Source organism: Zhihengliuella sp. (assembly GCF_031178195.1).
GTDB lineage: Bacteria > Actinomycetota > Actinomycetes > Actinomycetales > Micrococcaceae > Zhihengliuella.
Map to the genome: position 1 here is coordinate 32,418 of NZ_JAPSJL010000009.1, position 22,256 is coordinate 54,673.

General features: G+C 71.0%; 14 protein-coding genes. 9 read left to right on the plus strand and 5 right to left on the minus strand.

What is annotated here, in order from left to right:
* Positions 1–165: 165 nt before the first annotated feature.
* Both RIN46_RS12255 and RIN46_RS12260 read right to left on the minus strand, forming a co-directional pair.
* Positions 166–1,272 carry an AI-2E family transporter gene (locus RIN46_RS12255; RefSeq protein WP_309082017.1) on the minus strand — a complete coding sequence of 369 codons (1,107 nt, stop codon included), beginning with the start codon at positions 1,270–1,272 and terminating at the stop codon, positions 166–168.
* A gap of 95 nt (positions 1,273–1,367) precedes the next feature.
* Entirely contained in the window at positions 1,368–1,958 is a 591-nt protein-coding gene (locus RIN46_RS12260; protein ID WP_309082018.1) for a TetR/AcrR family transcriptional regulator, read from the minus strand.
* Between the two features lie 85 nt (positions 1,959–2,043).
* Between RIN46_RS12260 and RIN46_RS12265 the strand changes: the two genes are divergently transcribed.
* The 6 genes from RIN46_RS12265 to RIN46_RS12290 all read left to right on the plus strand — a co-directional run bounded on the left by RIN46_RS12265 (position 2,044) and on the right by RIN46_RS12290 (position 12,330).
* Positions 2,044–3,072 (plus strand): NADP-dependent oxidoreductase, encoded by a 1,029-nt coding sequence (locus RIN46_RS12265; RefSeq protein ID WP_309082019.1) that lies wholly within the window; start codon positions 2,044–2,046, stop codon positions 3,070–3,072.
* A 432-nt stretch (positions 3,073–3,504) separates the two neighbouring features.
* Entirely contained in the window at positions 3,505–9,450 is a 5,946-nt protein-coding gene (gene pulA / locus RIN46_RS12270; protein ID WP_375141893.1) for a pullulanase-type alpha-1,6-glucosidase, read from the plus strand.
* A 221-nt stretch (positions 9,451–9,671) separates the two neighbouring features.
* Positions 9,672–10,136, plus strand: coding sequence for an FHA domain-containing protein (locus RIN46_RS12275; protein ID WP_309082020.1), 465 nt, complete (start codon positions 9,672–9,674; stop codon positions 10,134–10,136).
* 73 nt (positions 10,137–10,209) lie between these two features.
* On the plus strand, positions 10,210–10,953 hold the full coding sequence (locus RIN46_RS12280; protein ID WP_309082021.1) for a MerR family transcriptional regulator: 744 nt from the start codon (positions 10,210–10,212) through the stop codon (positions 10,951–10,953).
* A 54-nt stretch (positions 10,954–11,007) separates the two neighbouring features.
* Positions 11,008–11,499, plus strand: a complete 492-nt coding sequence (locus tag RIN46_RS12285) for a bifunctional nuclease family protein (protein WP_309082022.1) — start codon at positions 11,008–11,010, stop codon at positions 11,497–11,499.
* 237 nt (positions 11,500–11,736) lie between these two features.
* Positions 11,737–12,330 (plus strand): MerR family transcriptional regulator, encoded by a 594-nt coding sequence (locus RIN46_RS12290; RefSeq protein ID WP_375141894.1) that lies wholly within the window; start codon positions 11,737–11,739, stop codon positions 12,328–12,330.
* A gap of 108 nt (positions 12,331–12,438) precedes the next feature.
* On the opposite strand, the gene RIN46_RS12295 is transcribed toward RIN46_RS12290, so the two are convergent.
* A complete protein-coding gene (locus RIN46_RS12295; protein ID WP_309082023.1) occupies positions 12,439–13,281 on the minus strand; it encodes a ParA family protein in 843 nt (280 codons plus the stop codon).
* A gap of 258 nt (positions 13,282–13,539) precedes the next feature.
* Between RIN46_RS12295 and RIN46_RS12300 the strand changes: the two genes are divergently transcribed.
* A complete protein-coding gene (locus tag RIN46_RS12300; RefSeq protein WP_309082024.1) occupies positions 13,540–16,989 on the plus strand; it encodes a pyruvate carboxylase in 3,450 nt (1,149 codons plus the stop codon).
* A 168-nt stretch (positions 16,990–17,157) separates the two neighbouring features.
* Entirely contained in the window at positions 17,158–18,537 is a 1,380-nt protein-coding gene (locus tag RIN46_RS12305; protein WP_309082025.1) for a hypothetical protein, read from the plus strand.
* 102 nt (positions 18,538–18,639) lie between these two features.
* On the opposite strand, the gene RIN46_RS12310 is transcribed toward RIN46_RS12305, so the two are convergent.
* Both RIN46_RS12310 and RIN46_RS12315 read right to left on the minus strand, forming a co-directional pair.
* The gene (locus RIN46_RS12310; protein WP_309082126.1) at positions 18,640–20,448 is read right to left on the minus strand and encodes a long-chain fatty acid--CoA ligase; all 1,809 of its coding nucleotides are present in this window, start codon (positions 20,446–20,448) and stop codon (positions 18,640–18,642) included.
* A 143-nt stretch (positions 20,449–20,591) separates the two neighbouring features.
* Complete coding sequence (locus RIN46_RS12315; RefSeq protein ID WP_309082026.1) at positions 20,592–21,335, minus strand: alpha/beta fold hydrolase; 744 nt, start codon at positions 21,333–21,335, stop codon at positions 20,592–20,594.
* Between the two features lie 140 nt (positions 21,336–21,475).
* Between RIN46_RS12315 and RIN46_RS12320 the strand changes: the two genes are divergently transcribed.
* A complete protein-coding gene (locus tag RIN46_RS12320; protein ID WP_309082027.1) occupies positions 21,476–22,225 on the plus strand; it encodes a lysophospholipid acyltransferase family protein in 750 nt (249 codons plus the stop codon).
* Positions 22,226–22,256: the final 31 nt, after the last annotated feature.

Here is a 22,256-nt window from a genome sequence, read left to right on the forward strand (position 1 = left end):
TGCCAGATGGGAGATATTGTCTCTGTCGTATTCTCTCGCCGACGCCTCAAGAAGCCAACGTTGCGTAACTGTGTCCAAATAAGGGCTCGGCCGTTCATTACTTGATCGTCCGCCTCTTTTTCGGGAATTTCTTTGATGATTTTATCAGTGTGGCATGCCAATCAGTCAGACATTTCGGTCTAGGCGCGGGATGACGATTCGCTTGATGATGAGCAGGATCGCCGCGGTCACTGGGATGGCTACCAAAGCTCCCAGGAGCCCGAGCAGCGTGCCGCCGACCAGCGCTCCGATGACCACGAGTGAGCCTGGAACGGAGATGGTGCGGTTCATGACCCGGGGCGTGAGCAGGTAGGCCTCGAGCTGCATGTAGACGAGATACACGAGCGCGAAGACCAGTGCGTCCGTCGGGCTGGTGAAGAGGGCGAAGAGCGTGCCGATGCCCCAGAACAAGACCGGACCCACCAGTGGGATCAGCGTGATGCAGAAGGCGACCACGGCCATCAGCTGGGGGAACGGCAGCCCCAGGATGAGGTGCAGCACGAAGGTGAACACCGCGTTGAAGAGGGCCAGGACCACCATCCCGGCGAGGTAGCTGCCGACCGAGGCCGTGATCTCCTCCGTGAGCTCACCGACGATCGTCCGATTGCGAGCCGGGGCCAGCCGGATCAGTGACGACTTCATCGCCGGCAGGGAGGCCAGGAAGTAGAGACCCAGCACGAGGACGATCACGATTCCGGAGAGCGCCGTGGCGAGCGTGGAGCCGATCTGCAGGACGCCGCCGCCGATCGCAGCGAGATTGGTGGGATCCGTCAGGAACGCCTGCGCGTCGGCGAGCATCGAGCCGACGCGGTCACCGAACGTCTCTTGGAGCCACCGGTAGAGATCCGACTCCTGGAAGTCCGCGATCAGCGTGGGGGCGGACCGCACGAACTGCGCCACCTGGTTCACCACGGTGGGGATGATGAGCAGCAGCACCCCGGCGAGCGCCACGACGAATCCGAGGCACACGAGGACGATGCTCCACGCGCGGGAGAGCTTCCCGCGTGAAATGCGGCGGACGAGCGGATCGAGGCCGAGGGCGATGAAGAGTGCCAGCGCGACGTAGACGAGGACGGTCGAGAGGCTGGTCAGGGCCGCGCCCAGCGCGAGCGCGGCGAGGCCACCGAGGGTGAGGAAGAAGCCGGCCTGGAAGGGCCGGCGCAGGATCGCGCCGACGGCCCGGCCTGCGGTGGGGGCGGCCGTCTCAGTGGTGGGAACCCCATCGGTGCTCATATCCGTCACTCTAACCGGGCGAATGACCACCATCGGGAGGCGGTGCCGCGGGGCCGGCGCTGAGTTTCACTGTCCGATCCGCGACGGGGATGTCCCTACGCCGCACCGGCGGAACCGATGAGGTCGCGGGCGGTGCCCAGACTCGCCGCGGCCTCGGCTGGGGCGACTCGGATCAGGGCGAAGGCGGCGATGACGAGCCCGGTGACCACGTCGGCCAGTTGGCTAGTTCGTTCTCCGGGAAGCCCGGGGGAATGGGCCTCAATGCCGCGCTCGATCGCGGCCCGCAGCTCGCTCCGGTACTCCGCGATGAGCCCGGCGACCGCGGCGTCCTGGCCGATCGGGGCACCGGCGGCGTTGATCAGCAAGCAGCCGCAGGTGGCCGGCAGGGAGCCGGCCTGCTCGAAGGCCCGCCGCATCCCGTCCAGGTACTCGAGGACCGCGTGGGGTTCCACAGCCTCCGCCTGCAGGGGTGCGAGCCGCGGCCGCAGGATCTCGTCGAAGTAGCTGCGCACCGCGGCGTCGAAGAGTCCGCGCTTGGAACCGAACGTGTTGTAGATGCTCGAGCGGCTCAGCCCGGTCGCCTGCTCCAGCTCCGGGATGGACGTGTTGTCATACCCGGAACGCCAGAAGAGCGCGCGGGCCGCTCGGACGACGTCGTCCCGGGCGAAGGCCTGGGTCCGTGGCATCGCTCACCCTCCCTTTCTGTACAGACCATTACAGTATACATTGGTCCCATCAGGAGCCACCCGCAGAAAGGAAACCCGACCACCCATGTCTGATTTCAGCACCACGCAGATCCAGCTCGTCTCCCGCCCCACCGGGTGGCCGACGCCGGAGAACTTCCGCACCGTGGAGGTCTCCTACGGCGACCTGCAGTCCGGCGAGGTCCGGGTCCGCAACGAGTTCGTCTCCGTGGACCCGTACATGCGCGGCCGCATGAGCGACGCCCGCAGCTACGTGGCCCCCTACGAGCTCGGCACCACCATCGGCGGCGGCGCCGTCGGCCGCGTGGTCGAGTCCGCCACCGACGAGGTGCCCGTCGGCGCGCTCGTCCTGCACCAGCACGGCTGGACCGACGCCGTCCAGGCCGACGCCTCCACCTTCCGCGTCCTGCCCGAGCTGCCCGGCGTCCCCGACTCCGTGCACCTGCACATCCTCGGCATGACCGGCCTGACCGCCTGCGTGGGCCTCACCCGGATCGCCGAGCTCAAGCAGGGCGAGACCGTCTTCGTCTCCGGCGCCGCGGGCGCCGTGGGCACCGCCGTGGGCCAGATCGCCCGCCTCCTCGGCGCCGGGCGCGTCATCGGCTCGGCCGGCTCCGCCGAGAAGGTCGAGCTGCTCACCGGCAAGTACGGCTACGACGCCGCCTTCAACTACAAGGACGGCGACGTTCGCGAGCTGCTGGCCGAGGCTGCGCCCGAGGGCATCGATGTCTTCTTCGACAACGTCGGCGGCGACCACCTCGAGGCTGCCATGGCCGCGTTCAACGACGGCGGCCGCGGTGCCCTCTGCGGGGCGATCTCCGGCTACAACACCACCGAGAAGCCCGCCGGGCCGGACAACATGGCCAACATGATCACCCGCGGGCTCACCCTCAAGGGATTCACGCTGGCCTCCTACTTCCACGTCGCCCCCGAGTTCCAGGAGAAGATGAGCGGCTGGTTCGCCGAGGGCAAGATCTCCTACGACGAGACCGTCGTGGACGGCATCGAGAACACCGTCGACGCGTTCCTCGACATGATGCGCGGCGGCAACATCGGCAAGATGCTCGTCCGCGTCGGCGAGCCCGCCGGCCAGTAGCCCGGCTCCCGCCCTCGCCTCGGGACGTCGCCATCGAGCGGCGGGGCGGCGGGGCGATCGCCCTTGGGCGGCAGAGGCGGAAGGCTGAAGTGTCCGACGGAGAGGGCCCCGCGAGCATGCGCTCCGGGGGTCTCGCCGTTTCATTTTCTGCTCCCCACGTGCCCGTTTTCCTGCAAGCCATGTAAATAGTGGAAACGCTTGCACTCCTCGTCGGCGCCCGCCTAGTGTGCTCTGTATCACTCCACCCCGGTGCGCTGCGGGCTGGCCGGAACCACGCGAGTTTTCGCGACTCCGGGCCGGTCCGCGCCGCCGGGATCCATCGCCGCAGCGGGCACGCTGCGCTGACGCAGAGAAGACGAGGCAGCCTTCGTGAGGATTTCTTGGCCGGGCACCGGCGCGCGCCCAGACGGACAGAGCTCTACCGGACAGGGCTTGAGCGGGCAGAGCTCCACCAGACCGGGTGCGAGCAGACAGAACTCGAAGGGCGCGGGCGGCGACCGTACCTCCACCCCTCGCCGGTGGAGCTGGCGCCGGCCCCTCGCACTCGCGGCGGCCCCCGCCGTCGTCCTCGCCACCCTGGCCGCCGGCCCGGCGGTCCTGCCCGCCGCGGCCGAGGAGCGCACCGTCGCCCTGGTCGGCTCGCTCCAGGACGAGCTCGGCTGCACCGAGGACTGGCAGCCCGCCTGCGACGCGACCGAGCTCGCCCCCACCGACCAGCCCGGCATCTTCGCGGCGGAGTTCACCCTCCCGGCCGGCACGTACGAGTACAAGGCCGCCCTCAACGACGCCTGGGACGAGGCCTACGGCCTGGACGGCGGGCAGGAGAACATCCCGCTGACCATCGCCGGCGAGTCCACGCTGCGCTTCACGTACGACGACGCCACGCACCGCGTCAGCCTCCAGCCCCTCGATCTCGCCGCCGGCTACACCGAGGAGGACGCCGCGCTGGTCGCCGACCCCGTCCGCCAGGCCGGCAGCGACGAGCAGTTCTACTTCGTCATGACGGACCGCTTCGCCAACGGCGACCCGGCCAACGACACCGCCGGGATCGCCGGGGACCGGCTGGAGCACGGATTCGACCCCGCGGACAAGGGCTTCTTCCACGGCGGCGATCTCGCCGGCCTGCACTCGCAGCTGGACTACATCGAGGGCCTCGGCACCAGCGCCATCTGGCTGACCCCGAGCTTCAAGAACAAGCCCGTCCAGGGCGAGGGTGCCGACGCCAGCGCCGGCTACCACGGCTACTGGGTCACCGACTTCACGCAGATCGACCCGCACCTGGGCACCAACGAGGAGCTCAAGGCCCTCATCGACGACGCCCACGCCCGCGGCATCAAGGTGTACTTCGACATCATCACCAACCACACCGCCGACGTGATCGACTACGCCGGGGGAGAGCACGCCTACATCGACAAGGCCACCAGCCCCTACCGGGACGCCGACGGCAACGTGTTCGACCCCGCCGACTACGCCGGGACCGGCACGTTCCCCGCGCTGGACGCGGCGACGTCGTTCCCCTACGAGCCCGTGGTGACCGCGGAGGGGATCAAGGTCCCCGAGTGGCTCAACGACCCGACGCTCTACCACAACCGCGGTGACTCCACCTGGGAGGGCGAGTCCGTCACCTACGGCGACTTCGTGGGCCTGGACGACCTCATGACCGAGCACCCCACCGTGGTGAACGGGTTCGTGGACGTCTACCAGCAGTGGGTGGACCTGGGCATCGACGGCTTCCGCATCGACACCGCCAAGCACGTGAACTTCGAGTTCTGGGAGACCTTCAGCACCGAGGTCCGCGACTACGCCAAGGCCCAGGGCAAGGACGACTTCTTCATGTTCGGCGAGGTCTACGACGCCGACCCGGCCAAGCTCTCGCCGTACGTGCGCGAATCCGACATGAACTCCGTCCTGGACTTCACGTTCCAGTCCGGCGCGGCCGGGTACGCCGGCGGCAACTCGGCGCAGGTCCTCTCCCGGCTCTTCGCCGGCGACGACTACTACACCACGCCGTCCACCTCCGCGACGGCGCTGCCGACGTTCCTCGGCAACCATGACATGGGTCGGATCGGCCACTTCCTCCAGAACCAGGGGGAAACCCTCCAGCGCGACGAGCTGGCCCACGAGCTGATGTTCCTCACCCGCGGCCAGCCGGTGGTCTACTACGGCGACGAGCAGGGCTTCGCCGGCACCGGCGGCGACAAGGACGCCCGCCAGTCGCTCTTCGCCACCGAGGTGGCCGAGTATGCCGACCAGCCCCTGGTCACCGGCGAGACCGCCGGGTCCGTGGACCGGTACGACGCCGACGCGCCCCTCTACCGGCACATCGCCGAGCTCTCCGCCCTCCGCGAGGCGCACCCGGCCCTGTCCTCCGGCGCGCAGATCGAGCTGCACGCCGCCGACGGACCCGGCGTCTACGCGTTCGCCCGCGTGGACCGGACCGAGAAGACCGAGTACCTGGTGGCCGTCAACAACAGCACCGAGGAGCGCAGCGTCGAGCTGACCACCCTCACCGCGGACGCCTCCTACGCGCCGCTCCACGGCACCGACACCACTGTCGCCTCCGACGCCGCCGGGAAGGCGACGGTCACCGTCCCCGCCCTCGGCGCCGTCGTCCTCAAGGCCGACGCCACCGTGACCGCGCACGCCCTCGCCCCCGAGATCGGTGTCCCCGCCGCCGGGGCCGGCGTCGACGGGATGACCCCGGTCGCCGTCGACCTGGACGGCGCAGTCAACTCCGATGCAGGGGACTCCGATTCAGCGGGCTCCGACGCGGCCGACGCCTCCGGATCCGCCGCCGAGGGCTGGGCCGAGACCAGCTTCGCCTGGCGCGTGGCCGGCTCCGCCGAGTGGGCGCCGCTGGGCACCGCCGAGGACACCACCCCGCGCGTCTTCCACGACACCAGCGCGCTCGCCGCCGGCACGCTCCTGGAGTACCGGGCCGTCGCCGTCAACGCGGCGGGGGAGCGATACGCCGCCTCCACCTACGCCTCCGTCGGGAACAGCGTCACCGGCACCGAGCCGGAGGCGCCCGCCCCCGAGATCGACCAGGTCTCCGTCCCCGGCAGTCACAACTCGGAGATGGGCTGCGCCGGCGACTGGGACCCGGCCTGCGAGGCGGCCGCCCTGACCGAGCAGCCCGGCGGCGTCTATGCCGGCACGTTCGAGCTGCCCGCCGGCGATTACGAGTACAAGGTCGCCGTCAACGGCTCCTGGGAGACCAACTACGGCGCCGACGGCGCCCCCGACGGGGCGAACATCGCCTACTCGCACGAGGGCGGCCCGGTCACCTTCTACTTCGACCCGCGCACGCACATCGCGCAGTCGGACGCCGAGGGGCCGATCGTCACCCTGCCCGGCAGCCTGCAGGACGAGCTCGGCTGCCCGGCCGACTGGGCGCCGGACTGCCTCGGCACCCTCATGGCCGACGGCGACCGCGACGGCGTCTACGAGTTCACCGCGCAGGGGTTGCCCGCCGGCCCCTACGAGGCCAAGGTGGCCCATGGGCTCTCCTGGGCGGAGAACTACGGGGTGGACGGCGCGCGCGACGGCGCCAACCACGCTTTCACCGCCGCCGAGGGCACGCCCGTGACGTTCGCCTACACGCTGGAGACCCACATGCTGCAGATCTCCTCCGGGGACGACGCCGCCGATGAGATCGCCGGCGTCGGCGAGGAACGCGCCCACTGGATCGACGCGACCACCCTGGCCGTCCCGGCGGACCTGGGCAGCGGTGACACGTTCGCGCTCTTCGCCTCCGCGGACGCCGCCCTCCAGCTGGAGGACGGCACCGTCACCGGGGCCGAGCCGATCCCGCTGACGCCCGTCGAGGGCGGCCTCACCGGGGAGCAGCGCGAGCGCTTCCCGCACCTCGCCGAGTCCCTGGCCGTCCGCCTCGAGACGGACGACGCCGCAGCCCTCCTGCGCGGCCAGCTCGCCCTGGCGCGTTACGCCGCTGCTGCGGAGGAGCAGGCGGACGACGCCGCGGATGACGACGCCGATGACGACCCCGCGGATGACAGTGTGGCGCAGCCGACCCTGACGGCATTCACCGGGGTCCAGATCCCCGGCGTGGTGGACGACCTCTACGCGGAGGCGCTCGCCGACGTCGAACTCGGCGCGACGTTCACCGGCAAGAAGCCGACGTTCCGGCTCTGGGCGCCCACCGCCCAGACCGCCACCCTCCTGACGTGGCCGGCCGGCACCAGCGAGGGCGACGACTCCGGAGCCGACCCGACCCGCCACGAGGCCGAGCTCGACCCCGCCAGCGGCACCTGGACCGTCCCCGGCCACCCGCGGCTCGCGGACGCCGAGTACCAGTGGGAGGTGCGCGTCTACGCGCCGGAGACCGGGCGGATCGAGACCAACCTCGTCACCGACCCGTACTCCGTGGCCCTGACCCTGAACTCCCAGCGGTCCGTCGCCGTCAGCCTGCAGAGCCCGCACCACCAGCCCAAGCAGTGGCGCCAGGCCGCCGCGGACCCGGTGGAGCAGGACGTGGACCGGGCCATCTACGAACTGCACATCCGCGACTTCTCCATCGGCGACGAGACCGTCGACGAGGAGCTGCGCGGCACCTACGGCGCCTTCGCCGCGGACAGCGCGGGCACCGAGCAGCTCGCCCAGCTCGCCGACGCCGGCATCACCACCGTGCACCTGCTGCCGAGCTTCGACATCGCCACCATCGAGGAGGACCGCGCCGCGCAGGCCGCGCCGGACTGCGATCTCGAGACCTTCGGGCCCGCCTCCAGCGAGCAGCAGGCCTGCATCGCGGCCGTGGCCGCCGGGGACGGCTTCAACTGGGGCTACGACCCGTTCCACTTCATGGCCCCCGAGGGCTCCTACGCCCGCCAGCCGGACGGCGCCTCCCGCGTCGCCGAGTTCCGCACCATGGTGGGCGCGCTGCACGGCCTGGGCCTCGAGGTGGTCCTGGACCAGGTCTACAACCACACCGCAGCCTCCGGGCAGGCCGAGCGCAGCGTCCTGGACCGCGTGGTGCCCGGCTACTACCACCGGCTCGACGCCGCCGGCCAGGTGGAGACCTCGACCTGCTGCCAGAACGTCGCGACCGAGCACGCCGCCGCGCAGAAGCTCATGGTGGACGCCGTGGTCCTCTGGGCCCGGCACTACAAGGTGGACGGATTCCGGTTCGACCTCATGGGCCATCACTCGCGGGCGAACCTGGAGGCCGTGCGCGCCGCCCTCGACGAGCTCACGCTCGAGGACGACGGCGTCGACGGGTCCGCGGTCTACCTGTACGGGGAGGGCTGGAACTTCGGCGAGGTCGCGGACAACGCTCGGTTCGTCCAGGCCACCCAGGGCCAGCTGGACGGGACCGGTATCGGCACGTTCAACGACCGGCTGCGCGACGCCGTCCATGGCGGCAGCCCCGTCGACTCGTCGTCGACCTTCACGCAGGGCTTCGGCACCGGCCTCGGCACGGACCCGAACGGGGACCCGATCAACGGCACCACCGAGGAGGCGCTCGCCGACCTCGCCCACCAGGCGGACCTGGTCCGGCTCGGCCTGGCCGGGAACCTGCGGGACTTCGAGCTCCAGGCCTCCGACGGCACCGTCAAGCGGGGCGAGGAGCTGGACTACCGCGGGTCGCCGGCCGGCTACGCCGCGGAGCCCGGCGAGGTGGTCAACTACGTGGACGCGCACGACAACGAGACGCTCTACGACCTCTCCGTCCTGAAGCTCCCGCGGGAGACCACCATGGAGGAGCGCGTGCGGATGAACACCCTCTCGCTGGCCACCGCCACGCTCTCCCAGTCCGTGTCCTTCTGGCACGCCGGCACCGAGCTGCTGCGCTCCAAGTCGCTGGACCGGAACAGCTACGACTCCGGCGACTGGTTCAACCGGATCGACTGGGCCGGCCAGGAGAGCACGTTCGGCTCCGGCTTGCCGCCCGCCGCGGACAACGAGGCCAAGTGGGACCTCATGGCGCCGCTGCTCGAGGACCCGGCGCTCAAGCCCGACGCCGAGGCGATGGCCCAGGCGGAGGCGATGGCGCTGGACCTGCTGCGCGTCCGCTCGGAGGTGCCGCTGCTGACCCTCGGCTCCGCCGAGCTGATCCAGCAGAAGGTCACGTTCCCGAACAGCGGGCCGGACGCCACCGACGGCGTCGTGGTGATGCACATCGACGACCTCGTCGGCGACGACGTCGCGCCGGACCTGGCCGGCGCGCTGGTGGTCTTCAACGCCTCGCCGGATCCCGTCGCCGAGACCGTGGCCGGGCTCGCCGGACGGGAGTACGCCCTCACGGCGGCCCAGGCGGACGGGTCCGACGACGTCGTCAAGACGACGGCGTGGGACGCCGCGTCGGGAACCGTGACCGTTCCCGGGCGGACCGTCGCCGTGCTGGTGGAGCAGGAGTAGCACGGGCCTCCGGCGGCGGGGCGGTGCAGGGGGTCGGACGGCGGGCGGGTCAAGCCCGCCGTCCGACCCTGTGAATTACGGAGATTTCGCGTCGGACTAGGTGCATCGAGTGATAACAACATGATTAACTTGGGCTAGTCTGTTGGGACGTAGGCCATGCGGCGACCGGGAAGGAATCGGCGCCGCGGAGCGGCCGGATCGGTTTTAGAGGAGGAGACGCCATGGGTGCTCACGAGGGACAGGGCGAAGCGGTGCGCGAGCCCGGCGAGCGGGCGACGGAGACGACCAGCATCAGCCTGCCTCCATTGGCCGACGCCGCCGTGGCGAACCCCTCGCTCTCCGTCGAGGAGCGCGAGGCCATCGCAGCGCTCCCGGAGGGATCGGCGCTGCTCATCGCCCACTCCGGACCCAATCGCGGGGCGCGCTTCCTCCTCGACCAGGACGTGACCACCGCGGGCCGGCACCCGGACGCGGACATCTTCCTGGACGACGTCACGGTCTCGCGCCGCCACGCGGAGTTCCGCCGCCGGGGCCAGGACTTCGAGGTCGTCGACTCGGGCAGCCTCAACGGCACCTACGTCAACCACGACCGCGTGGACGCCGTCGGACTGCGCACGGGCACCGAGGTGCAGATCGGCAAGTTCCGGCTCACGTTCTACGCCGGCGCCCGCCGCGCCGACGTCTAGCACTGCCGACGCCCGGCCAGACCGGCCGGCACCGGGGACTGCCGACCACCGACACACTCCAGGAACAGGTTCATTGGTTTCATCTGCGAAAGCGCACCGGGGGGCCGCGGGCGAGGCGCCGCGGCCCCAGGTTCACAACATCGGCGAAGTCCTCTCCGAGCTCTCGGACGACTTCCCGCAGATCACCGCGTCGAAGATCCGGTTCCTGGAGGAGAAGGGGCTCATCACCCCGCAGCGGACGGCCGCCGGCTACCGCAAGTACACCGCCGGGGACATCGACCGGCTCCGCTTCATCCTCGCCCTCCAGCGGGACCAGTACCTTCCGCTGAAGGTCATCAAGGACTACCTCGACGCCGTCGACCGCGGCGAGCGGCCGGAGCAGCTCCCCGGAGGGCTCCAGCTCGCCCCACGCAGCGTCACCGAGCAGTTGGCCCAGGAGATCGCCGGCCACACCCGCGCGCTGACCCGCGCCGAGCTCATCGGCGCCACCGGGGCCGGCGAGGACCTCATCGACGAGCTCCTGCAGTACGGGCTCGTCAGCGAGGAGGACGGCCGCTTCGACGAGCACGGTCTCCGCGTGGTCAAGGCCGCCGTCAAACTGGCCGGGCACGGCATCGAGCCGCGGCACCTGCGCGCCTTCCGGACCGCAGCCGACCGCGAGATCAGCCTCGTCGAGGGGGCCATCGCCCCCGTGAGCTCCCGGCGCAGCGCCTCCTCGCGGGCCCACGCCCAGGAGACCGCCCGGGAGATCAGCGACGCCTGTCTCTCCCTGCACAGCGCGCTCGTGCAGGGTGCTATTTCCGAACTCGATCACTAGGCTTGGTGCACCGGAGTCCTCGAGGACTCCGCACCGCCGGCCCGAGGAGTGCAGATGCGTGAACTGGAAATCGTCGGCGTTCGGATCGAGCTGCCCTCCAACCAGCCGCTGATCCTCCTGAAGGAGGTCGACGGCCCCCGCCACCTGCCGGTCTGGATCGGCGCCCCGGAGGCGGCCTCCATCGCCACCAGCCTGCAGGGCATCACGCCGCCCCGCCCCATGACGCACGATCTGCTGGCCAGCGTCATCGACGCCGCCGGCCTGGTCCTCACGGGAGTCAGCATCGTCGCGGTGGAGGACGCCGTGTTCTACGCCCGGCTCCACCTCTCCAACGGGGCCGAGGTCGACGCCCGCACCTCCGACGCCGTCGCCCTCATGCTCCGCACCGGGGCGCCGCTGAACTGCGCGGACGCGGTCCTCGACGAGGCCGGCGTCATCATCGGCGACGGCGGCCAGGAGGAACGGGCCGAGCCGGAGGAGGCCGAGGCGCAGGTGCGCGAATTCCGCGAATTCCTCGACGACATCGAGCCCGAGGACTTCCGGTGAGAGACGCCCGCGACCGCCGCCGGAGCGTTCCCGGACAGTTCTCAGGTCGGTGTGCTCGCGACACGCCCTCAAGTTAAACTTGAAGGTCGTTGACCCCCGTCCCGGACCCCCGTAGCGTCAGAGCCAAGGTTTCCCGTTGCCCAGCGCGGCCCGGCACCGGCACAATGGATGGAGGCGTCCATCGGCGCCGCCGCGTGAGCACTTCCCCAAGGGGAGACCAAGACAAGGAGGGTTCACGTGAGTCCGACCAGTGATCACGGCGCGACGCCGACGGGCGAGGCCGCCCCGGCCGTCACCCATGCACAGGGACTTCTGTTCACCGAGGACCTGCCGGTCCTGGACGAGGACGCGGGCTACCGCGGTCCCATCGTGTGCAAGGCCGCCGGTATCACCTACCGCCAGCTCGACTACTGGGCGCGGACCGGACTCGTCGAACCCGCCGTGCGCGGCGCCCGCGGCTCGGGCAGCCAGCGCCTCTACAGCTTCCGCGACATCCTGGTGCTCAAGGTGGTCAAGCGGCTCCTGGACACCGGCGTCTCCCTCCAGCAGATCCGCACCGCCGTCTCCCATCTGCGCGAGCGCGGCGTCGAGGACCTCGCCCAGATCACCCTCATGTCCGACGGCGCCTCCGTGTACGAGTGCACCTCCGCCGACGAGGTCATCGACCTGGTCCAGGGCGGCCAGGGCGTCTTCGGCATCGCCGTGGGCCGCGTCTGGCGCGAGGTCGAGGGCAGCCTCTCCGAGCTGCCGAGCGAGCACGCGGAGGACGAGCTCTTCCCGCAGGACGAGCTCAGCCGCCGCCGCGCGGAGAAGAAGCGCACCGCCAGCTGAGGCGGCGGGCACCGCAGACCCGAGACAAGAACACGACGTCGGCACCCGGAGGGGTGCCGACGTCGTGCTGTCGTGTGGATCCGGTGCTCGCCGCCGGCGGCTGGCCGGTCAGGCGGAGGCGCGCTGGCGCGGACGGCGGGCGGCCACGGTCCCGGTGATGCCGCGCAGGAGCTCGTCGAAGTGCCCGGCGGTGCGGCGGGCGTCCTCGCCCGGCCACTGGTGGACCGAGTAGGCGGCGCCCTGGATCTGCTGCCAGTCCGGCTGCTCCGGCAGGACCGGGGTCAACAGCTGGTCCGCGAACATCTTGCGCATCTCCCCGAGGCGGAACCGCTGCTCGGTGGAGGTCTCGCGGTACCGGTTGGCCACCACGTGGGTGCGCGCCGGGCCGGAGGTGAACTCGTTGCGGAAGAGGTCGAGGGCGCGCATGGTCCGCTCGGTGCCGGCCACGGAGAACAGGCTCGGCTCGGCCACCAGGATCGCGCGGCTGCTGGCCATCCACGCCATCCGAGTGAGGCCGTTGAGCGACGGCGGGCAGTCGATGAGGACCAGTTGGTAGCGGCCCGTCCGGTCCAGCAGTGTCTTGAGCCGCTTCAGGTCGCGGGTGCGCAGGTCGGGGCGGTCGTAGATGCTCCCGAAGGCGCCGCCGACGGCGACGTCGAGCACGGGGGCCGAGCCGTTGGCCGAGCTCGCGCGCTGGATCCAGGGGCTGACGACGGCGTTCGCCTCCAGGTCCGCCTTGCGGATGCCCTTGAGCTGGCGGCCGATCTCCTGCTCCGGACGGTTCAGGGAGACGCCGAGGCCGGTGCTGGCGTCCGCGTGGGGATCGAGATCGATGACGAGCGTCGGGATTCCGGCCGACAGGGCGGCAGAGGCCAGCCCAAGCGTCACGGACGTCTTGCCGACCCCGCCTTTGAGACTGCTGATGCTGACAACCTGCACGGAACCGACCACGTCCCCTTCTGTGTCCTTGAATCCGGCGATCTACCCACTACATCATACGGTCAGGGGAGTGCTCCTCCCCAACACCCGCGGGGCCGTCGGCGGGGCTCGGGGCGAGACATCATTAAATGCAATGTGACGTGCTGTTCCCCACACATGCGACGGCGCTGTAGCGTAAGCGGAGCTGACTGACAGCGTCGTCGGACGGCCAGCACCTGTGTGCTGCCTGCCGGCATCCGTCCTGCCGATCGAAAGACATTCAGGAGCCGTATGTTCAAGAAGGTGTTGGTCGCCAATCGCGGCGAGATCGCGATTCGCGCATTCCGTGCGGGCTACGAGCTCGGCGCGAAGACCGTGGCCGTGTACCCGTACGAGGATCGGGGCTCGATCCACCGCCAGAAGGCGGACGAGTCCTACCAGATCGGCGAGGAGGGCCACCCCGTCCGCGCCTACCTCGACGTCGACGAGATCGTCCGGGTCGCGCGCGAGGCCGGCGTCGACGCCATCTACCCGGGGTACGGCTTCCTCTCCGAGAACCCCGGCCTGGCCCGGGCCGCCCGCGACGCCGGCATCACCTTCATCGGACCGCCGCCGGAGGTCCTCGAGCTCGCCGGCAACAAGGTCGCGGCCCTGAAGGCCGCCCGCTCCGCCGGGATCCCCGTGCTGGAGTCCTCCGAACCGAGCGACGACGTCGACTTCCTCCTGGCCGAGGCCGACCGGATCGGCTTCCCGATCTTCGTCAAGGCCGTCGCCGGCGGCGGCGGGCGCGGCATGCGCCGCGTGGACCAGCGCGAGGACCTGCCCGAGTCCCTCGGCGCCGCGATGCGCGAGGCCGGGACCGCCTTCGGCGACTCCACCGTCTTCCTGGAGCAGGCCGTCCTGCGGCCGCGGCACATCGAGGTCCAGATCCTCGCCGACGGCCAGGGCGACGTCGTCCATCTCTTCGAGCGCGACTGCTCGCTGCAGCGCCGGCACCAGAAGGTCATCGAGATCGCCCCGGCGCCGAACCTGGACGAGGACATCCGCCAGGCCCTGTATGCGGACGCGGTGAAGTTCGCCAAGGCGCTGAACTACCAGAACGCCGGCACCGTGGAGTTCCTCGTGGACACGGTCGGCGAGCGCGCCGGGCAGCACGTCTTCATCGAGATGAACCCGCGCATCCAGGTCGAGCACACGGTGACCGAGGAGATCACCGACGTCGATCTGGTGTCCTCGCAGATGCGCATCGCCGCCGGCGAGACGCTGGAGCAGATCGGCATCCGCCAGGAGGACCTGCGCATCCGGGGTGCGGCCATGCAGTGCCGCATCACCACCGAGGACCCGGCCAACGGCTTCCGCCCGGACGTGGGCACCATCAGCGTCTACCGCTCCGCCGGCGGCTCCGGCGTCCGGCTCGACGGCGGCACCGTCTTCACCGGCGCCGAGGTCTCCCCGCACTTCGACTCGATGCTCGTGAAGCTCACCTGCCGCGGTCGCGACTACGAGATGGCCGTCCGCCGCGCCCGCCGCGCGCTGGCGGAGTTCCGCATCCGCGGCGTCGCGACGAACATCCCGTTCCTCATGAACGTGCTGGACGACCCGCAGTTCGTCGCCGGCGACGTCGCCACCGACTTCATCGACTCGAGGCCGGACCTGCTGGTCGGGAATCGGTCGCAGGACCGCGGCACCAAGGCGCTGACCTACCTGGCCGAGGTCACGGTGAACAAGCCGCACGGCCCGCGGATCGACGGCATCGACCCCCGCCAGAAGCTCCCGCGCTTCCCCGGGGACAAGTCCGAGCAGCCCGAGCGCAGCCCGTTCGACGGACCGGCCGGCGCCGTCCCGCCGGCCGGCTGGCGGCAGGTGCTCCTGGAGAAGGGCCCGGAGGGCTTCGCCGCCCACCTGCGCTCGACCGACGCCGTCGCGGTCACCGACACGACCTTCCGCGACGCCCACCAGTCCCTGCTGGCCACCCGGGTGCGCACCCGCGACCTGCTCGCCGCCGCGCCCGCCATGGCGCACACGCTGCCGGGGCTGTTCTCCATGGAGGTCTGGGGCGGGGCGACCTACGACGTCGCGCTGCGCTTCCTGGGCGAGGACCCGTGGCGCCGGCTCGAGCTGCTGCGGGCCGAGCTGCCCAACGTCCCGCTGCAGATGCTCCTGCGCGGGCGCAACACGGTCGGCTACACGCCGTACCCCACCGAGGTCACCGACGCGTTCGTTGCCGAGGCGGCCGCGACCGGCATCGACATCTTCCGGATCTTCGACGCCCTGAACGACGTCAGCCAGATGGCCCCGGCCATCGCCGCCGTCCGCAAGACGGGCACCGCCGTGGCGGAGGTCGCCCTCTGCTACACGGGCAACCTCACGGACCCGGACGAGAAGCTGTACACGCTGGACTACTACCTGTCGCTGGCCCGGCAGATCGTCGACGCCGGCGCGCACATCCTGGCGATCAAGGACATGGCCGGGCTGCTGCGGCCCGCCGCGGCCGGCCAGCTGGTCTCCGCGCTGCGCGCCGAGTTCGACCTGCCCGTGCACCTGCACACCCACGACACCGCCGGCGGCCAGCTGGCCACCATCATGGCGGCGATCGACGCCGGCGTGGATGCCGTGGACACCGCCGTCGCCTCGATGGCGGGGACCACCAGCCAGGTCTCGATGTCGGCGCTCGTCGCCGCGCTCGAGCACACCGAGCGGGACACCGGACTGGACCTGGGCGCCGCCGCGGCCATGGAGCCGTACTGGGAGGCCGTGCGCGCCATGTACGCGCCGTTCGAGTCCGGCCTCGCCGGCCCCACCGGGCGTGTCTACCGGCACGAGATCCCCGGCGGCCAGCTCTCCAACCTGCGCCAGCAGGCCATCGCCCTCGGCCTGGGGGAGCGGTTCGAGGCCATCGAGGACATGTACACGGCCGCGAACGCGATCCTCGGCCGCCTGGTCAAGGTCACGCCGTCGTCGAAGGTGGTGGGCGACCTCGCCCTCCAGCTCGTCGGCGCCGGCGTCGACCCGGCAGAGTTCGAGGCGAACCCGCAGGCCTACGACATCCCGGAGTCCGTCATCGGGTTCCTCTCCGGCGAACTCGGCGATCCGCCCGGAGGCTGGCCGGAGCCGTTCCGCTCCAAGGCCCTGCAGGGACGGAACGTGAAGGTCCGCCTCGAGGAGCTCGAGCCCGAGGACTCGCAGGCGCTGAAGTCCGACTCGGCCACGCGCCGGTCGACCCTGAACCGGCTCCTCTTCCCGGGTCCGACGCGCGACTTCGAGAACCTCCGCGCCCAGTACGGGGACGTCTCCGTCCTCGGCACCAGGGACTACCTCTACGGTCTGACCCCGGGCGCCGAGCACGTGATCAGCCTCGGCAAGGGGGTGCGCCTGCTCGTGACTCTGCAGGCCATCGGCGAGCCGGACGAGAAGGGCATGCGCACCGTGATGTGCACCCTCAACGGGCAGATGCGCCAGATCACCGTCCGGGACCGCAACGTCGAGTCCACGGTCAAGGCGGCGGAGAAGGCCGACCCGGCCAACACCGGGCACGTCGCCGCCCCGTTCGCCGGGGCCGTGACCGCCACCGTCGCGGTCGGGGACACCGTCGAGGCCGGCGGCACCGTCGCGACGATCGAGGCCATGAAGATGGAGGCGGCGATCACCACCCCGGTCGGCGGCCGCGTCGCCCGGATCGCCATCGCCGGGACCGCGCAGGTCGACGGCGGCGACCTGCTCCTGGTGATCGACCCCGCCTGATCCGCGGGTCCCGACCGCTCGGCGTGTCTCGGAGGGCCGGTACCGCACCCCGCCAGGGGGCGCGGCACCGGCCCTCCGGCGCCTCCCGGCGGCCCGCCGCCCGTAGGTTAGGGTATTGCTGACTTTCAGGCCGACGGGCCGCTGTCCACCGACCACAGGAAGGCCTCCATGGCTGGCAAGGCACGCGAAGAGCACCCCGACGACGGCGCGCCCGAGCAGGGCGTGCCGGCGGGCGCGACTCCCGGAGAGGCCGGACCGGAGCCCGAGCCGGGCACGGAGCCGGAGCCCGGGGCGGCGGCGGAGGCCCTCGGCACCGTGCCGGAGCCCGGCGACGCCACGGCGGAGCGCCGCACGACCTCGGACGGCCCCGCTGCGGTGGACGAGGACGGCGAGCACGTCGCCGCGCCCGGGACGACAGGCGGGACGGTCGACGACTTCGCCGCCGCCATGGAGTTCCATCCCGCCGACGGGGTCGAGGCGGCCGAGCCGGGTATCCCGGCCGCCGGCACCCACACCACTCGCTTCCCGGCCGCCGAATCGGGGTCGGCGTCGAGCCGACCGACGCCCGAGGCCGGGGGAGACGGTCCCGCGGCCGAGGCCCCGGAGGAGCCCGCACCGAAGCAGGCCGAGCAGGCCGGCGACCTGACGGCCTCGCGCCTGCTGGCGCTGCCGCAGCGTCCGCCCGTGGGCGGCTGGCGGCGCTGGCTCTACAAGGCGACGCTCGGCCGCGTCAACGTCGGCGACTCCGACGCCGTACGCCTGGCGCGTCAGACGGAGCACAGGATCAAGGCCCCGCTCGAGGGTGGGACGCGGTTCGTCACCGTGCTCTCCCGGAAGGGCGGCGTCGGCAAGACCACGGTCACGACGCTGCTGGGCATGGCGCTGGCCGACGTCCGCGAGGACCGGGTGATCGCCCTCGACGCGAACCCGGACCGCGGCACCCTCAGCGACCGCTCTCCCGGAGGCACCCGCTACACCGCCCGCCACCTGGTGCAGAACCGGTTCATGATCGACTCGTTCTCCAAGTTCGCGCAGTACTCGGCGCGGGAGGGCTCGCGCCTGCACGTGCTTGCCTCGGACACCGATCCGAACGTCGCCCAGGCGTTCGACGACGCCGACTACCGGGCCGTGACCGACCTGGCGAGCAAGTTCTACTCGATCGTGCTGACCGACTCCGGCACCGGCATGGTGCACTCGGTGATGAAGGGATCCCTGGAGAAGTCCGACGTCGTCGTGCTGGTCTCCGGCGGGAGCGTCGACGAGGCGCGCCTCGCCTCCGAGACGCTGTCCTGGCTGGAGGCCCACGGCCGCACCGACCTGGCGGAGAAGGCGATCGTGGTCATCAACCAGTCCGCCGGCCTGAGCCGCGGCGTGAACGTGGACGAGATCGAGGCGCACTTCGCCTCGCGCGTGGAGCACGTGGTGCGGCTTCCGTTCGACCCGCACCTCGCCGAGGGGTCGCAGGTGGACATCGAGCGGCTCAAGCCCGCCACACGCGACGCCGTCATGGACCTGGCCTCCCTGGTGGTGGACCAGCTCCGCGGCTGACGGACCGACGAGCGGCCACGCCGCGAGGGGCCCGGGCGGCGGATTCCGCCCGGGCCCCTCGCCGCTGACACCCGCTGCCCCGCTCCTGCAGGGGCGCAGACCCTACTGGGCGGGCCTGGCGCCGGAGTAGATGTCGTCCACCACGGCCTGGAAGTCCTTCAGGACCTGTGCGCGCTTGAGCTTCATCGACGGGGTCAGGTGCCCCGAGTCCTCGGTGAAGTCGGACGGGACCACGCGGAACTGCTTGATCGCCTCGGCCTGGGAGACGGTGGAGTTGGCCTGGTCGATGATCTCCTGGATCTCCGCCTTCAGCTTCGGGTGCCCGGCGGCCTCCGCCACCGACATCTCGCCGAGCTCGTGCCGTTGCAGCCAGCCGGGCAGGGCCTCCTCGTCGATGGTCACGAGCGCCGAGATGAACGGCTTCTGGTCCCCGAGCACCAGGCACTGGGAGACGATCGCATGCGAGCGGATCTGGTCCTCGAGCAGGGCGGGGATCACGTTCTTGCCACCGGCCGTCACGATGATCTCCTTCTTGCGCCCGGTGATCCGCAGGTAGCCGTCGGAGTCGAGCTCGCCGATGTCGCCGGTGCGGAACCAGCCGTCGACGAACGCCTCCTCCGAGAGGTCGTCCCGGTTGTAGTACCCGCGCATGACGCAGACGCCCTTGCCGAGGATCTCGCCGTCGTCCGCGATCTTCACCGCGTTGCCGGGCAGGGGCGCGCCCACGGTGCCGATCTTGTTCAGGTTCGGCGTGTTCACCGTCAGCGGGGCCGTGGTCTCGGTGAGGCCGTAGCCCTCGAGGATCATGACGCCCATCCCGCGGAAGAAGTGACCGAGCCGCTCGCCGAGCGGAGCGCCGCCGGAGACCGCATACTCCACGTTGCCGCCCATGGCATGGCGGATCTTGGAGTAGAGCAGCTTGTCGAACAGAGCGTGCTTGAGTTTCAGGGGCAGTGGCACGCGCCCGGCGTCCAGTGCGCGCGAGTAGGCGATGGCCGTGTCCGCGCCGGCGTGGAAGATCTTGCCCTTGCCGCCGTCCTCCGCCTTGAGCATCGAGTTGTTGTAGACCTTCTCGAAGACGCGGGGGACCGCGAGCAGGAAGGAGGGGGAGAACGACTGCAAGTCGCCCAGGAGGTTCTTCACGTCCGGCGTGTGGCCCACCCGGGAGCCCGTCGCGACGGCGAGGACGGCGATGAACCGGGCGAACACGTGCGCCAGCGGCAGGAACATGATGGTGGAGGCGCCCGGGTGGACGCAGTCGCCCATCACGGCCGCCGCGTTGTCGCTGAGGTCGACGAAGTTGTAGTGCGTCAGCTCGCAGCCCTTCGGCCGGCCCGTGGTGCCCGAGGTGTAGATGATGGTGGCGACCGAGTCGATCCGCAGGGACTTCCGGCGCCGCTCCAGCTCGGCGTCCGGCACGTCGGCGCCGGCCCGGCGCAGCTCGTCCAGGCCGTCGCCCTCGAGCTGCCAGACGTGCTCCAGCGGCAGGTCCTCCTGCTCGGCGGCGGTGCGCACCACGTTCTCGTGCCGGCCGGCCTCGACGAATACGGCGCTCGCGCCGGAGTCGCCGAGGATCCACGCGACCTGGCTCGGGGACGAGGTCTCGTAGACCGGGACCGAGACGCAGCCCGCGAACCAGATCGCGAAGTCCACGAGCGTCCACTCGTAGCGCGTCCGGGACATGATCCCGACCCGCGCGCCCTGCTCGACGCCCGCCGCGATCAGGCCCTTGGCCACCGCGCGCACGTCGCGGGCGAACTCGGCCGCCGTGACGTCGGTCCAGGTGCCGTCGGCGGAGGGGATGGAGAACAGGGCGTGGTCGGGACGCTCGGTCTCCTGTCGCAGCACGAAGTCCGTGGTGTTGGCGTCCTGGGGGCTGATGACGAGCGGCGGGACGCTCTTCTCGCGCACGGGTGACGGGTGCACTGGATCCTCCAATCCATAGCGGCCCCGCGGCGGCTGGGGCCGCCGGGCCGGTCCTTCGAGCCACGCATCGGTGGCCTGCATCACAATCCTACTGGATGGTAACCACGGCGTCTCTCAGCGGACCTGCCTCAGTAGCGGTCGAAGAACTCGGCGGTCCCGGCGAAGATCGTCTCCGCGTCGTAGTCGAGCGTCGCCACGTGGTAGCTGTTCGGCAGCCGGGTCGCTCGCCGGTGCTCCGCGGGGGTGCCCACGCGGGCGTGGATGAGCGTGGAGTCCGACGGCGGCACCACGTGGTCCGCGTCCGAGGTGAACGTGGCGAGCGGGGAGACGACGAGCGGGAGCCGCCGTCGCACGTGCTTCATGAGTGCACCCAGCTGCGCGACGCCCGCCACGGGGGTGCGGGGGTAGGCGCCCTCGTCCTGGCCGGGGCGGGCGATGTCGTTGGCGATCGCCGGTGTCGACTTCACGACGTGCCGCAGCACGCCGGCCGTCCGCGCGCGGCGGTCGCCGAAGCTCAGCGCGGGGTTGACGAGGGCCAGGGCGGCCGGGCGGCGGTGCGTCGCGAGGTCGAGGGCCAGGGTCCCGCCCATGGACAGCGCCCCGACGTAGACGCGGTCGTGATTGCGCTGCAGTTCGTCGAAGGCATGCAGCACGGCTGAGGCCCAGCTCGGCCAGCGGGCGGAGACCAGGTCCTGCCAGGCGGTCCCGTGCCCGGGCAGCAGGGGGAGGCTGACGGTGTAGCCGCGGCCGCGCAGATCCTCCGCCCACGGCTCGAGGCTGACGGGCGAGCCCGTGAACCCGTGGACGAGCAGGACGGCTCGTCCGGCGGACCCGGCCGGCGGGATCGGCGATGTCGGGGTCGGCGATGTCATGGTGCGCTCCTGACCCACGGGATCCGCCCGGCGATGCGGCGCGCCGGGGTCCCGTGTGCTTAGAGTAGATCGTAAGCGACGGCCGCGGGCACTCCGTCGGGCGCAACGGCAGACTGTTCTGTAGGCGGAGGCAAGCACCGGTGTTCTATTGGGTCGTGAAGCGGTTCATCGTGGGGCCGCTCGTCAATCTGCTCTTCCGGCCCTGGGTCAAGGGACTGGACAACATCCCGGCCAGTGGCGGCGCCATCCTGGCCAGCAACCACCTCTCCGTCTCCGACTCGGTCTTCCTGCCGGTGGCCGTGGACCGGCCGGTGGTCTTCCTGGCCAAGAGCGAGTACTTTACCGGGCCCGGGCTCAAGGGCCGCATCACGGCGGCCTTCTTCCGGATGAGCAATCAGCTGCCCATGGACCGCTCCGGCGGCGCGGCCTCCGCCCGCTCGCTCGGCGCCGGCGAGAAGGCACTGCTGGACGGCAAGCTTCTGGGCATCTACCCGGAGGGCACCCGCAGTCCCGACGGACGGCTCTACCGGGGAAAGCTCGGCGTTGCCAAGCTCGCGCTCTCCACCGGGGTCCCCGTGGTCCCGATCGCCATGATCGGCACCGACAAGGTGCAGCCGATTGGCAAGACGGTCCCCAGCATCCGCCGGGTCGGCATGATCATCGGCGAGCCGCTGGACTTCTCCCGGTACGCCGGACTCGAGGACGACCGCTTCGTCCAGCGCTCCGTCAGCGACGAGATCATGTACGCGATCATGCGGCTCTCCGGCCAGGAGTACGTGGACGCCTACGCGTCGACGGTGAAGGCCAGGCTCGACGCGCAGAAGAAGGAGGCCAAGGCGGACTCCGCGCGTCAGGGGGCCGCGGACGGGCCCGGGACCGGCGCGGTCTGACGCAGCAGCGTTGCGGCCGGCACCTGCTCAC